The organism is Streptomyces sp. NPDC014864 (assembly GCF_043081525.1).
Classification (GTDB): domain Bacteria; phylum Actinomycetota; class Actinomycetes; order Streptomycetales; family Streptomycetaceae; genus Streptomyces.
Window position 1 is genome coordinate 105,484 of the sequence record NZ_JBIBWT010000014.1, and the last position, 12,908, is coordinate 118,391.

Sequence of the window (12,908 nt, forward strand, 5' to 3'; positions counted from 1 at the left end):
GTATGTCACCCCGGCACGACACCGCCGCGCTCCCCGTCAAGGACGGGGGCGCGGCCCCGGTCCGCCCTCCCGCCGCCATCGCCTCGCAGGCCGAGGCCAAGCGCCGCGCCCGGTTGTCCCGCCGCTGGCAGCGGGACCTCCGCTGGAGCCCGTACGCCTTCGTCTCGCCGTTCTTCCTGCTCTTCATAGCGTTCGGCCTGTTCCCGCTGGTCTACACCGGCTGGGCCTCGCTGCACACGGTGGAGCTGACCACGCCCACCGACATGCAGTGGGCGGGCCTGCGCAACTACACCCGGATCTTCGACGACGACTTCTTCTGGAACGCGGCGAAGAACACGCTGACCATCGGCATCATCTCCACCGTTCCGCAGCTGCTGATGGCGATGGGGCTCGCGCACATCCTCAACTACAGGCTGCGGGCGTCGACCTTCTACCGGGTCGCGATGCTCGCGCCGTACGCCACCTCGATCGCCGCCGCTTCCCTGGTCTTCGTGCTGCTCTTCAGCCGCGACTACGGCATGATCAACTGGGCGCTGCACCACGTCGGCGTCGGCTCCGTCGACTGGCAGAACGACAAGTGGCCGTCGCAGATCGCGGTCTCCTCCATCGTCATCTGGCGGTGGACCGGCTACAACGCGCTGATCTATCTCGCGGCGATGCAGGCGATCCCGCAGGACCTGTACGAGTCGGCGGCGCTGGACGGCGCCAACCGCTGGCAGCAGTTCTTCCACGTGACGCTGCCGCAGCTGCGTCCGACGATCCTGTTCACCACCGTGGTGTCCACGATCGGCGCCAGCCAGCTGTTCGGGGAGCCCCTGCTTTTCGACTCCATCAAGGGCGCCTCCGGCGGCGCCGACCACCAGTTCCAGACCCTGGGCGTCTACCTGTACGAGCAGGGCTGGGTCAACCAGCACCTGGGCCGGGCCTCCGCGATCGCCTGGACGATGTTCCTGATCCTCATCCTGATCGGGTTCGTCAACTACGTCATCTCGCGCCGGCTGCGCGCCAGTAGTTAGGAGAACCAGCCGTGACGACGACCCTGACGAATCCCGGCGCCGCCGCCCCGCCCAAGGCCAAGCGCATCCGGCGGCCCAAGTCGGCGCGCGCCGGCGGCCAAATGCACGCCGGACCGGTGGCTTACGTGGTCCTGGTGCTGTTCACCATCGGCTCACTGTTCCCGCTGGTGTGGAGTGCCGTCGCCGCGTCCCGCGACAACGCCCGGCTGGCGCAGACACCACCGCCCTTCTGGTTCGGCTCCAACCTGATGCACAACCTGCAGGTCGCCTGGTCGGACGCCAATCTGGGCAAGGCCTTCCTCAACACCACCATCGTCGCGGGGGTGTCGGCGGCCACGATCGTCTTCCTGTCGACGATCGCCGGGTTCGCCTTCGCCAAGCTGCGCTTCAGGGGCCGGGGCGCCCTGATGCTGATCGTGATCGGCACGATGATGGTGCCGCCGCAGCTCAGCGTGATCCCGCTGTACATGATGGTGGCCAAGCTGGACTGGACCGACCAGTTGCAGGCGGTGATCCTGCCGTCGCTGGTCAGCGCGTTCGGTGTGTTCTTCATGCGGCAGTACCTGATCCAGGCGCTGCCGGACGAGATCATCGAGGCCGCCCGGGTGGACGGCGCGAGCAGTTGGCGCGTGGTGTGGCACGTGGTGTTCCCGGCGGCGCGTCCCGCGATGGCCGTGCTGGCCATGCTGACGTTCGTGCAGACCTGGAACGACTTCCTGTGGCCGTTCCTGGTGCTGACCCAGACCGGGAACCCGACCGTGCAGGTCGCGGTCGCGGGCCTGGGTCGCGGCTACACCCCCGACCAGTCGCTGATCATGGCGGGCGCGCTGCTCGGCACGCTGCCGCTGCTGCTGGTCTTCGCGATCTTCGGCAAGCAGATCGTGGGCGGCATCATGCAGGGCGCGGTCAAGGGCTGAACTTCCGCGGCGCGCACGGCCGTACGCAGCCCGCGCACCGCAGACACCCCAGGGGGCCGGGTCACCGAAGCCTCGGCCCCTTGTTCTCCCCCCCTTTCTTCTTCTCTCCCCTCCTTCTTTCCCTCCCCCTACCCGTCGGTCCGAACGACCTCCTCTGGGAGCGCTTCCATGTCTGAGTCCGCACAGCAGGTGACCCCGGTGACCCCGGTGACCTTCCCTCCCTCCTTCCTCTGGGGCGCGGCGACCTCCGCTTACCAGATCGAGGGGGCGGTGCGGGAGGACGGCCGCACCCCCTCGATCTGGGACACCTTCAGCCATACGCCGGGAAAGACAGCCGGCGGCGAGACCGGTGACATCGCTGTCGACCACTACCACCGCTACCGCGAGGACGTGGCGCTGATGGCGGAGCTGGGCCTGAACGCCTACCGCTTCTCCGTCTCCTGGCCGCGTGTGCAGCCCACGGGCCGCGGCCCCGCCGTCCAGGTGGGCCTGGACTTCTACCGCCGCCTGGTCGACGAGCTGCTCGCCCACGGGATCAAACCCGCGGTCACGCTCTACCACTGGGACCTGCCGCAGGAGCTGGAGGACGCGGGCGGCTGGCCGGAGCGGGACACCGCCCTGCGCTTCGCCGAGTACGCGCAGATGGTGGGGGAGGCGCTCGGCGACCGGGTGGAGCAGTGGATCACGCTCAACGAGCCGTGGTGCAGCGCCTTCCTGGGCTACGGCTCCGGGGTGCACGCGCCCGGCCGCACGGACCCGCAGGCCTCGCTGCGCGCGGCCCACCATCTGAACCTGGCGCACGGGCTGGGCACGCAGGCGCTGCGGTCGGTGATGCCCGCACGCAACACGGTCGCCGTCAGCCTCAACTCCTCCGTGGTACGGCCCGTCTCGCAGGACCCGGCGGACCTGGGGGCGGCCCGGAGGATCGACGACCTGGCCAACGGCGTCTTCCACGGCCCGATGCTGCACGGGGCCTACCCGGCCACGCTCCTGGAGGCGACCTCGTCGATCACCGACTGGTCGTACGTCCTCGACGGCGACCTGGGGAGCATCAACCAGCCGCTGGACGCCCTCGGTCTCAACTACTACACCCCGGCGCTGGTGTCGGCGGCCGACGCGGCGGCGGAGGGCCCGCGCGCGGACGGCCACGGACCAAGCGCGTTCTCGCCGTGGCCGGGCGCGGACGACGTGATGTTCCACCAGACGCCGGGCGACCGCACGGAGATGGGCTGGACGATCGACCCGACGGGTCTGCACGAGCTGATCATGCGCTACACGCGGGAGGCGCCCGGCCTGCCGCTCTACATCACGGAGAACGGCGCCGCCTACGACGACAAGATGGACGCGGACGGCCGGGTGCACGACCCGGAACGCATCGCCTACCTGCGCGGCCACCTGGCGGCGGTCCGCCGGGCCATCACGGACGGCGCGGACGTGCGCGGGTACTACCTGTGGTCCCTGATGGACAACTTCGAGTGGGCCTACGGCTACGGCAAGCGGTTCGGCGCGGTGTACGTGGACTACGCGACGCTCGCCCGGACGCCCAAGTCCAGCGCACTGTGGTACTCCAAGGCCGCCCGGAGCGGGGAACTCGCCCCGGTCGACGGCGTCTGACGGCGGCCGGGGGCATCCGGACGTCCGGGCATCCGGGCATCCGGACGTCCGGGCCTCCGGGCCTCCGGGCATCCGGGCATCCGGGCATCCGGCGTCGGCTGAACCGGGGGGCGGGGCGCGGCACAGAAGACCTAGGGGAGTGCCGCGCCCCGGCCGGACCTGGGGAATCCGGCTCTTCGACCCCTCAGTTGAAGGCGCCGAAGGCCTTCGAGAAGGCGAACTTCTCCTGGGCGACGGAGCTGCACGTCGCGTCGGCGGTGGGCTTGGGCCCGCCGGCGCACTGCTTGTCCCGGGCCGCCGACCACATCGACAGCGCGCCGATGCCCTTGGACCGGGCGAAGTTCACCAGCTGGGAGGCGTCGTCGACCTTGAAGACCTCGGTGGAGACGTCGTTGACGCCGATCATCGGGGTGACGGCGACCGTCTTCCAGGCGGCGCTGTCGGACAGGCCGAGGACACCCTTGATCTGGGCCTGGGTGGCGGTGGCGGCCTGCTCGGCGTAGGTGCCCATGTCGCCGTTGTAGGAGGCGCCGTAGTCCATGGCCATGATGTTGACGGCGGAGATCCGCACGCCGCGGGACTTGGCGTCGGACAGCAGGTTCACGCCGTCCTGGGTCAGGCCCTCGGGCATGACGGGGAGGGTGAGGGAGACGTCCAGGCCGGGGTGCTGCTGCTGGAGCTTGGCGATGGCCTGCGCCCGGCGGGTGTTGGCGGCCGTGTTGGGCAGCGCGCCGCCCTCGACGTCGAAGTCGACCTTCGTCAGCTTGAACTCGTCCACGGCCTTGCCGTAGGCGGCGGCCAGCGTGTCCGGCGAGGAGCACGTGGTCGCCAGCTCCGTGCCCGAGGCGCCGCCGAAGGAGACGCGCACGTCTCCACCCTTGGCGCGCAGCGCGCCGATCTGGGCCGCGACGCCGTCGCCGGCGAGGTCGGTCACGCCGCCCCACTTCGGGGTGCAGCCGCCGCCGTCGGTGACGAAGGCGAGGTTGTAGTTCTTCACGCCGGTGGCGTCGGCGCTCGCGAGCAGGTCGAACGCCGGGTAGAGCGAGGTGTCGACGTACGGCGCGAAGCCGGCCGCGGCCTTCGTGCCGGTGCCCGTGCTCTGCGAGGGCGAGGGCGAGGCGGTGGCCGTCGGGGTGGGTGTGGCGGTCGGCTTCGCGGTGACGGTCGGTGTGCCGGACCGGGTGGGGGTGGCGGTGGGGGCCGGGGTGGCGGACCGGGTCGGGCGGCCGCTCGGCTCCGGGGTGGCCCCGCCGTCGGCGGAGCACGAGGCGCCGTCGATACGGCAGCCGGCCGGGTCGCCGGTGCCGTCGACCACGAAGCCGACGGTGACGGACTTGCCGGGGGCGAGGCCGTCGGTGTCCCACTTCGCGGGCTTCACGGTGACGTGCTGCCCGCTGACGCTCGACTCGGCGTTCCACAGCGAGCCGAGCCTGCTGCCCGCGGGGAGGTCGAACTCCAGCGTCCAGTCCTTCTCGTCCTGGCCGGTGTTGTTGGTGACGGCGTACTGCGCGGTGTACCCGGTCGACCATGTGCTGGTCTTCGTGTACGCGGCGCCGACGCCCGCGGCCTGCGCGATGCCGGTGAACACGAGCGCGCCGCCGCCGACCGCGGCCGCGGCGACGAGACCGCCGATCGCCTTGTTCCTGCCACTGATACGTCGCCGGTGCGTGCTCATCGCGTGCCTGCCTTCGCTGTTCACGGGGGGTGGGATGCGGCAGCACGCTAGCGACCCGGAATCGGGCAAACGGCTTGAACGGGACGGCTGTCGAGGATCTTAGGGTGCGCTTAAGGGAGGGATCGGGGACGGTTAAAGGTCGAGACCAATTTGCCCGGCCGGCGGCGGCGCACGGTGCCCCGGTGCCCCCGGCGCACCGGTTGCCGTCCGTCCAGCTGGATCCAGATCCGCACCTCCGTGCCGCCCAGCACGGACGAGCCGATCCGCACGTCACCGCCGGTCGCCTCGGCCAGCCGGCGCACTATGTCCAGGCCGAGCCCCGTGGAGCCGTCGGCGCCGGAGCCACGGCCGCGCGCCATGGCCGCCTCGGGGTCGGGTATGCCGGGGCCGGCGTCGGAGACGAGCACGATCACCGCGTCGTCGCCGTTGTGCACGTCGACCGCGAAGGCCGTGCCCTCGGAGGTGTGCCGGAAGACGTTGCCGAGCAGGGCGTCCAGGGCGGCGGCCAGGTCGGCTCGGGCCACGGGTATGCGCACCGGCCGCTCGACGCCGGCCAGCCGCCACTTGCGTCCCTCGTCCTCGGCGAGCGCCGACCAGAACTCCATCCGCTCCCGGACCACTTCGGCCGCGTCGCATCCGGCGCCGGGTCCGGCGGCCGCCGTCTGCGGCTTGGCCTCCCGCGCGGTCCGGATGATGGTGTCGACCTCGCGCTCCAGCTGGGCGACCGCCTCCCGGGTCTGCTCGGCGGCCGGTCCCTCGCCGAGTGAGGCCGCGTTCAGCCGGAGCACGGTCAGCGGGGTGCGCAGCCGGTGGGACAGGTCGGCCGCCAGCTCCCGCTCGTTGGCCAGCAGCTGGACGACCTGGTCGGCCATGGAGTTGAACGCGACGGCGGCCAGGCGCAGTTCGGTCGGCCCCTCCTCGGGCACCCGGGCGCCCAGCTTGCCCTCCCCCAGCTCGTGCGCGCCCTCGGCGAGCCGCTGCGCGGGCTGCACCATCCGGACGCCCAGCCGGTCGGCGACGGCGACAGAGCCGACGACGAGGGCCACGCCGACCGCGGCGAGCACCGCCCAGGCCGTGCCGACACCGTTGCTGACCTCGGACTCGGGGACGTAGACCTCGACCACCGCGATCGCGCCGGAGCTGAGCGCGACCGGCTGCAGGAGCGTGGAGCCGCCGGGCACCTCGGTGGTAGAGGCGCGGCCCAGCTTCCGCACGGTCTCGATGTCCTCGCCCGCGGCGCGCCTGCGCCCGATGTCGACGGCCGCCTGGCCGTCGACCGCCGGGATGTGCACGGCCATTTCGGTGTCCGAGCCCGCCGAGGCGACGACCCGCTCCAACTGGTCCCGCTCGGTGGTGATGGACAGTGCGGGGGCGACCGCCGCCGCCTGCCGCTCCGCGTTGGAGAACGCGCGGTCCCGGGCCATCTCCTTGACCACCAGCCCCAGCGGGACGGCGAAGGCGACCACGACCATCGCGGTGACGGCCAGACAGACCTTGACCAGTGCCCATCTCATCGCGGCGGCTCCGCTCCCGGGGGCTCCAGCTTCACGCCGACACCGCGCAGGGTGTGCAGATAGCGGGGCCGTGCGGCGGTCTCCCCCAACTTCCGCCGCAGCCATGACAGATGGACGTCGATGGTCTGGTCGTCGCCGTAGGACTGCTGCCACACCTCGGCCAGCAGCTCCTTGCGCGGGACGACGACTCCGGGACGGCCGGCCAGGAAGGCGAGCAGGTCGAACTCGCGGCGCGTGAGGTCCAGGCGCGCCCCGTCCAACTCGGCCTGGCGGCGCAGCGGGTCGAGGGTCAGGCCGCCGACGCGGATCACGGTGGACGGCGGGGTGTCCCCGGCGCCGGAGCGGGAGCGGCGCAGCACGGCGGCCATGCGCGCGGAGAGGTGCTCGACGGAGAAGGGCTTGGTCAGGTAGTCGTCCGCCCCGGCGTTGAGCAGCCGGACGATCTCCGCCTCGTCGTCCCGCGCGGTGGCGATGATGACGGGGACGTCGGTGATGCCGCGCAGCATCTTCAGGGCCTCGGAGCCGTCCAGGTCGGGCAGTCCGAGGTCCAGGATCACCACGTCGAAGTGGAAATGGGCGACCTCGCGCAGCGCCTCCAGTGCCGTACCGACGCTGCGCACGGTGTGCGAGGCGTCGGTCAGGTGCCGGATCAGCGCCGAGCGTACGAACTGGTCGTCCTCGACAACGAGCACACTTGCCATGCGCCGCACCGTACGCCATGCGGGCGGAGCGGGTGCGGGCCTGTGGACAACTCCCCCTCGCCGCCCAGGGCCTGTGGACAACCTCACCCCGACCGCGCTCGGGGGACACGGGTGGGACGGGTGAGGCAGTATGGCCGCGATGCGCAGAGGACTCGTTCACGTACTGGCGTGGTCGCTCGCCACGGGCGCGGCGGTCACGCTGTCGTGGTGGGGCGTCCACACCGTGATGGCGGGCACGGCCTACGACCCGCCGCGCGCGCTGCCGATCACCGCGGCCGGCGCTGCCGCTCCGGCGTCGGATCCCCGCGCCTCCTCGACCCGCCGGCCGGCTCCGTCGAAGAGCGCGCCGGCGCGACCGGGCCGGTCGCCCCGCCCGTCGGCCCCCACCGCCACGAAGCCGGCGTCCCCCGGCCCGAGCCCCTCCCCCGGCGACGCGGGCCGGGTCAGGAGTTATGACACCGACGGCGGCCGGGTGGTGTTCGACCTCGGACCGGCCTCCGCCTCCCTGGTCTCGGCGACTCCGGGCACGGGCTGGTCGATGCAGGTCTGGAAGACCGCGTCCTGGATCCGCGTGGAGTTCACCTCGGGCGCCGGCCGGGTGTCGGTGTTCTGCACCTGGCACGACGGACCGCCGCACGTGGAGGTGGGCACCTACTAGGCACTGTCGGAGTCCGGGGCGCCCGGTCAGCGGAAGACCGAGGCGGGCGGGGCCGGGGAGGCCACCGCGGCGGCGTCGGTCACCGGGGGGGCGCCGCCGGTGAAGTCGGTGAGGGCCCTGCCGTGCTCGACGCGGCCGGGATGCGGGTCGGAGGCGGCCCGGCGGGTCAGTTCGGCGACAGGCAGCGGCAGGTCGGAGGCGACGAGCACCGCGTTGCCGAACCGCTTGCCCCGTAGCACGGCCGGGTCGGCGACCAGGGCGAGCTGCGCGAACCGGGCGGCCGCGGTGGCGATCTGACCGCGCAGATGGGCGAGCGGCGGCCCGTCGGCGAGGTTGGCGGCGTAGACCCCGCCCGGCCTCAGGGCCCTGCGGACCTCGTCGAGGAACTCCGTCGAGGTGAGGTGACCGGGGGTGCGGGCTCCGCTGAACACGTCCGCGATGACGAGGTCGGCCCACCCCTCCGGCACCTTGGCCAGCCCCTCCCGGGCGTCCGTGGAGCGCACCCGCATCCGGGCGTTCGGGTCCAACGGCAGCTCGCGGCGGACCAGTTGCACGAGGGCGGCATCGCGCTCGACGACCTGCTGGGTGGACCGGGGGCGGGTGGCGGCGACGTACCGCGCGAGGGTGAACGCCCCGCCGCCGAGGTGCACCGCGTGGACCGGCTTCCCGGCGGGGGCGGCGAGGTCGATGACGTGCCCGAGCCGCCGCTGGTACTCGAAGGAGAGGCGGGCCGGGTCGTCGAGGTCGACGTGCGACTGTGGTGCGCCGTCGATCAGCAGGGTCCAGACCCGCGCCCGCTCCCGGTCGGGTATGAGTTCGGCGAGCCCACCGTCGACCTGCTCGACGACGGCTTCGACGGCGCCGCGCCCACGGCGGACGCTCCTGGACTTTCCCACCACACCATTATCGGGGGTGCCGGAGGCCTCGGCGATCGGCGCGGAGGGCGGCCGCCGCCGGCACCTGCCGACGGCGGCTCTCCGCCGCTCGGCGCAGACGGTCCGCTACCCGGTGACGGCCGCGCGCGGCTCTACGGAGGCTGTCGCGGCTCGACCGTGACGGTGCGCGACTCGGCGGAGGCTGCCGCCACTCGAACGTGACAGTGAGCGACTCGGCGGAGGCTGCCGCCACTCGAACGTGCCCGTTCTCGGATCGACGGAGGCTGCCGCCACTCGACCGTGACGGTGCGCGACTCGGCGGAGGCTGCCGCCACCCGAACGTGCCCGTTCTCGGATCGACGGAGGCAGCGGCCCGGCGGTCCGCCTCCGCGGCTCAGCAGCAGCGGTCCGCGGCCTCGATCATTCGCGCCGCCTCGCCCAGGGCCCGCCGCAGCACCGCGGGATCCGTCGCGGGATCGGCCTCACCGGGCGGGAGCAGCCAGTCCGCCCTCCGCACCGCCGGTTCCGGGACCAGCCGGAGCCCCTGCCCGTCGGTCCCGGTGCACGTGCTCCCCGGCACGTCCCATCCGGCGGCCGTGCCGGCCGGGACCACGAACCCGAGCGTGTCGCTCCCGTCGTCGTGCAGTACGGGCCCGACCGCGTCGCCCGCGCCGCGGCGCAGGATGTCCACCGCCTCCAGTCCCTGCCGGGCGGGCACCGTCACCAGGTCGCACGCGGCCTGCGCCCCCGGCGGCCCGTCGCTCGGCGCGGTCGGCAGGGGCCAGGCCACCGCCGACAGCACACCAGGGTCGACGCTCTGGTCGGTGTCCATCCGTGCTTCCCTCACGGAACCCTCCTCATGGGCGAGCGGGTCGGGAGTCCGGCGGCTCCCGGTCCACGGGGTACAACGCGGCAGGGCGTCAACCGCTACGGCGGAAGTCAGCCGCAAAGGATGGCAGTTCATGGCAGATCGTGGATGAGATATCCGGTTTGTAGCCAAACACCGCATGGCGGACCAGATGCAGCAGGTACGTTCTTGCTCGCCGGAACCAAGGGTGCCACTCGGACAACTCACCCCGAAACCGGCACGGTTCGACGGTTCGCAGAGAGGGCCCGGCCATGGCGTCGTCAGCGGTGACCTCGTCTCAGTCCCCCCGGCCATCGCGGCCGAATCTCGCCTTCCGACGGCTGCGCGGACAGCGCTCGCCGGCGGAGTTCGCCGCGGCGGTGCGGCGGGCGGCCCGCGAGATCGGCGAGCGGGTCAGTTGTGACGCGCGCTACATCGGCCGGGTCGAGGCGGGTGAGATCCGCTGCCCCAACTACGCATACGAACGGGTGTTCTTGCACATGTTCCCCGGCAGCACGCTGGCCGACCTGGGATTCGCGCCGCGCTCCTCCGTGCGCGGACGCGGGGCGCGCGCTTCCACGGACGACGCGCCCCCCTCGTGCACCACGAGCCCCGCGGGCGCCCGGCATGAAACGCGAGGGGCGACCCACCCGTATGACACGCAGAACCCGCACGACCCGTACCACCCGCACGAAGACCACGAGGAGAGCGACGTGCTGCGTCGCGCATTCATGACCCGCGGGGGCGCCACGGTGGCCGCCGCCTCGCTGGGCCCCCTGGGGCTCGCCTTCGACGCTTCGGCCGCGGACCGCCCCGTCCGCCGCGCCGGGTCGGGCGAGGCGAGCGCCCTCGAAGAGGCCGTCCGCAGAATCCGGTTGCTCGACGACCGGCACGGCGCCGACGGCCTCTACCGGCGCGCCGCCGCTCCGCTGCGCGCCGCGTACGCGCTGCTCGACGCCGGTGCCACCCGGCAGACCACCGCCGACCGGCTGCACTCCGGCGCGGGTGAACTGGCCATCTCCGTAGGCTGGCTGGCGCACGACTCGGGGCGCTTCGACGACGCCCGCTCGCACTACGCGGAGGCGCTCGCGACCGCCCGGATGACCGGGGACGCGGCCCTGGAGGCGCACGCGTTCTGCAACACGGCGTTCCTCGCGCGGGACACCGGACGGCCCCGGGAGGCGGTGCGGGCGGCGCAGGCGGCGCAGCGCATCGCGCGCGGGCTGGGCTCCGCGCGTCTGATGTCACTGCTCGCGCTGCGTGAGGCGGGCGGCTGGGCGGGGCTCGCCGACCGCACCGCGTGCGAGCAGGCGCTCGCCCGCGCCCAGGCGCTGTTCGAGCGGGGCACCTCGGACGCCGACCCCGAGTGGATGAGCTTCTACGGCGAGGCCGAGCTGGAGGGCCTGGAGGCGCAGTGCTGGTCGACGCTGGGCGACTGGCCGCGGGCGGCCCGGCACGCGCGCCGCGCGGCGCAGCTCCAGGATCCGCACTTCACCCGGAACATCGCGCTCTACACCGCCGAGTTGGCCGACGACCTCGCGCGCGGGGGGCGTCCAGACGAGGCGGCGACGGCCGGGATGCGGGTGCTGGACCTGCTGGAGGAGGTCCAGTCGTCGCGCATCCAGACGATGCTGGCGGGCACGGCACGGGTGCTGCTGCCGCACCGGCGGGCGTCGGGAGTGTCCGTCTTCCTGGAACGCCACGCGAACGCGCCGCGGACGGCGTGAGCCGCGAACGCGGCGAGCGCGCCCCGCACGGCGCGGTGCGGACACCCGGGCGCGCCGGCCCCGGGTTCGACAGCGGCGGACGGCAGACGGCGGGCGGCGGGCTGCGGGCCGCGAGGAGCAGAAGCCGAGCGGCGGGCGGGAGGCCGCGGACGACGGGCGGGAGGCTGCAGGCGACGGGACGCGGGCGGCGGACGCGCCAGGCGGCGGGCGGCGGGCCGCGGGCCGCGAGGAGCAGAAGCCGAGCGGCGGGCGGGAGGCCGCGGACGACGGGCGGGAGGCTGCAGGCGACGGGAGGCGGGCGACGGGCAACGGGACGCGGAGGGCAGACGCGCCAGGCTGCGGGCTGCGGGCTGCGGGCTGCGGGCTGCGCGCGGATGGCCCGCGATCGCGAGGCTCACCGTCCGAGGCGCGCGGCGCACCGAGCAGCGAAAACCCTGCGCCACGCCGGAGTCGACACGCTCGCGCCGGTCGAGAAGTGACGCCCGCTCCGCGCCAGGGCGGCGCACCACCAGGCCGGCGCACCACCGGGCCGGCGCACCACCTGACCGGCGCACCACCAGGCCGGCGCACCACCAGGCCGGCGCACCACCAGGCCGGCGCACCACCAGGCCGGCGCACCACCGGGCGGGCGCCCGTGGGCGGCGCGCCCAGCGGCAGGCAGGGGGCGGGGCGGCCCCCGGTACTACGCCGCCAGGTGCCCCAGGTCGTTCCAGCTCTCGATCGCCGGTTCGCCGTAGGCCCAGCCGAGGACGGACAGGGACGTCGGGTTGAGCCGTATCCGGGCCGCGAAGTCCAGCGGGAGGCCCAGCCAGCGCGCGCCGATCGAGCGCAGGATGTGCCCGTGCGCGAAGACCAGCACGTCACGGTCCTCGGCCCGCGCCCAGGCCACCACCTCGTCCGCGCGCGCGGTCACCTCGGCGAGGCTCTCACCGTGTGGAACACCGTCCCGCCAGATGAGCCAGCCCGGCCGCTCGGCCTTGATCTCCTCCGGCGTCATGCCCTCGTAGGCGCCGTAGTCCCACTCCATGAGGGTGTCCCAGCGCGCCGCGCGGTCGCCGAACCCGGCGAGTTCGCACGTCTCGCGCGCGCGGACCAGCGGACTGGTGCGGACCTCGACCCCGGGCAGGCCGTCGAACGGCGCCCGGTGCAGCCGCTCGCCGAGCAGCTTGGCGCCGCGCCGGCCCTCCTCCAGGAGGGGGACGTCGGTCCTGCCGGTGTGCATGCCGGACAGCGACCACGCGGTCTGTCCGTGCCGGGCCAGCAGGATGCGCGGTGCCATGAAGAAGACCTTCCGGGAGAGAACGTGGGGTGAATTCCTCCCATCATCGCGCACGCCCCACGCGGGCAACCCGGGGGGCGATCCC

General features: G+C 73.4%; 11 protein-coding genes. 5 read left to right on the forward strand and 6 right to left on the reverse strand.

What is annotated here, in order from left to right:
* Nucleotides 1-2 precede the first annotated feature (2 nt).
* The 3 genes from ACF1A5_RS24325 to ACF1A5_RS24335 all read left to right on the forward strand — a co-directional run bounded on the left by ACF1A5_RS24325 (nucleotide 3) and on the right by ACF1A5_RS24335 (nucleotide 3,547).
* The gene (locus ACF1A5_RS24325; protein WP_392194977.1) at nucleotides 3-1,016 is read left to right on the forward strand and encodes a carbohydrate ABC transporter permease; all 1,014 of its coding nucleotides are present in this window, start codon (nucleotides 3-5) and stop codon (nucleotides 1,014-1,016) included.
* An 11-nt stretch (nucleotides 1,017-1,027) separates the two neighbouring features.
* A complete protein-coding gene (locus ACF1A5_RS24330; RefSeq protein WP_392194978.1) occupies nucleotides 1,028-1,933 on the forward strand; it encodes a carbohydrate ABC transporter permease in 906 nt (301 codons plus the stop codon).
* A gap of 168 nt (nucleotides 1,934-2,101) precedes the next feature.
* The gene (locus ACF1A5_RS24335; RefSeq protein ID WP_392194979.1) at nucleotides 2,102-3,547 is read left to right on the forward strand and encodes a GH1 family beta-glucosidase; all 1,446 of its coding nucleotides are present in this window, start codon (nucleotides 2,102-2,104) and stop codon (nucleotides 3,545-3,547) included.
* Between the two features lie 184 nt (nucleotides 3,548-3,731).
* On the opposite strand, the gene ACF1A5_RS24340 is transcribed toward ACF1A5_RS24335, so the two are convergent.
* From ACF1A5_RS24340 to ACF1A5_RS24350, 3 genes are all read right to left on the reverse strand, one after another.
* Nucleotides 3,732-5,222 (reverse strand): cellulose binding domain-containing protein, encoded by a 1,491-nt coding sequence (locus tag ACF1A5_RS24340; protein WP_392194980.1) that lies wholly within the window; start codon nucleotides 5,220-5,222, stop codon nucleotides 3,732-3,734.
* Nucleotides 5,223-5,332: 110 nt separating this feature from the next.
* The gene (locus ACF1A5_RS24345) at nucleotides 5,333-6,736 is read right to left on the reverse strand and encodes a sensor histidine kinase (protein ID WP_392194981.1); all 1,404 of its coding nucleotides are present in this window, start codon (nucleotides 6,734-6,736) and stop codon (nucleotides 5,333-5,335) included.
* Nucleotides 6,733-7,437, reverse strand: coding sequence for a response regulator transcription factor (locus ACF1A5_RS24350; RefSeq protein WP_392194982.1), 705 nt, complete (start codon nucleotides 7,435-7,437; stop codon nucleotides 6,733-6,735). Before ACF1A5_RS24350 ends, ACF1A5_RS24345 begins: the two co-directional genes overlap by 4 nt.
* A gap of 139 nt (nucleotides 7,438-7,576) precedes the next feature.
* Between ACF1A5_RS24350 and ACF1A5_RS24355 the strand changes: the two genes are divergently transcribed.
* Nucleotides 7,577-8,095: a hypothetical protein gene (locus ACF1A5_RS24355; protein WP_392194983.1), complete on the forward strand. Its 519-nt coding sequence runs from the start codon at nucleotides 7,577-7,579 to the stop codon at nucleotides 8,093-8,095.
* Nucleotides 8,096-8,121: 26 nt separating this feature from the next.
* Here ACF1A5_RS24355 and ACF1A5_RS24360 read toward each other — a convergent pair whose 3' ends face one another.
* Together ACF1A5_RS24360 and ACF1A5_RS24365 are read right to left on the reverse strand one after the other, a co-directional pair.
* Nucleotides 8,122-8,991 (reverse strand): spermidine synthase, encoded by an 870-nt coding sequence (locus ACF1A5_RS24360; protein ID WP_392194984.1) that lies wholly within the window; start codon nucleotides 8,989-8,991, stop codon nucleotides 8,122-8,124.
* A gap of 373 nt (nucleotides 8,992-9,364) precedes the next feature.
* On the reverse strand, nucleotides 9,365-9,802 hold the full coding sequence (locus ACF1A5_RS24365; protein ID WP_392195067.1) for a hypothetical protein: 438 nt from the start codon (nucleotides 9,800-9,802) through the stop codon (nucleotides 9,365-9,367).
* Nucleotides 9,803-10,089: 287 nt separating this feature from the next.
* On the opposite strand from ACF1A5_RS24365, the gene ACF1A5_RS24370 reads away from it, so the two are divergent.
* Nucleotides 10,090-11,544: a tetratricopeptide repeat protein gene (locus ACF1A5_RS24370; RefSeq protein WP_392194985.1), complete on the forward strand. Its 1,455-nt coding sequence runs from the start codon at nucleotides 10,090-10,092 to the stop codon at nucleotides 11,542-11,544.
* 682 nt (nucleotides 11,545-12,226) lie between these two features.
* Here ACF1A5_RS24370 and ACF1A5_RS24375 read toward each other — a convergent pair.
* Nucleotides 12,227-12,823: a histidine phosphatase family protein gene (locus ACF1A5_RS24375; protein ID WP_392194986.1), complete on the reverse strand. Its 597-nt coding sequence runs from the start codon at nucleotides 12,821-12,823 to the stop codon at nucleotides 12,227-12,229.
* Between the last annotated feature and the right edge of the window lie 85 nt (nucleotides 12,824-12,908).

Coding starts and splice junctions, on each gene's coding strand:
- ACF1A5_RS24355 (WP_392194983.1), top strand. CDS start 7,577: ATGCGCAGAGGACTCGTTCACGTACTGGCGTGGTCGCTCGCCACGGGC.
- ACF1A5_RS24365 (WP_392195067.1), bottom strand. CDS start 9,802: ATGGACACCGACCAGAGCGTCGACCCTGGTGTGCTGTCGGCGGTGGCC.
- ACF1A5_RS24340 (WP_392194980.1), bottom strand. CDS start 5,222: ATGAGCACGCACCGGCGACGTATCAGTGGCAGGAACAAGGCGATCGGC.
- ACF1A5_RS24335 (WP_392194979.1), top strand. CDS start 2,102: ATGTCTGAGTCCGCACAGCAGGTGACCCCGGTGACCCCGGTGACCTTC.
- ACF1A5_RS24350 (WP_392194982.1), bottom strand. CDS start 7,437: ATGGCAAGTGTGCTCGTTGTCGAGGACGACCAGTTCGTACGCTCGGCG.
- ACF1A5_RS24345 (WP_392194981.1), bottom strand. CDS start 6,736: ATGAGATGGGCACTGGTCAAGGTCTGTCTGGCCGTCACCGCGATGGTC.
- ACF1A5_RS24325 (WP_392194977.1), top strand. CDS start 3: ATGTCACCCCGGCACGACACCGCCGCGCTCCCCGTCAAGGACGGGGGC.
- ACF1A5_RS24375 (WP_392194986.1), bottom strand. CDS start 12,823: ATGGCACCGCGCATCCTGCTGGCCCGGCACGGACAGACCGCGTGGTCG.
- ACF1A5_RS24370 (WP_392194985.1), top strand. CDS start 10,090: ATGGCGTCGTCAGCGGTGACCTCGTCTCAGTCCCCCCGGCCATCGCGG.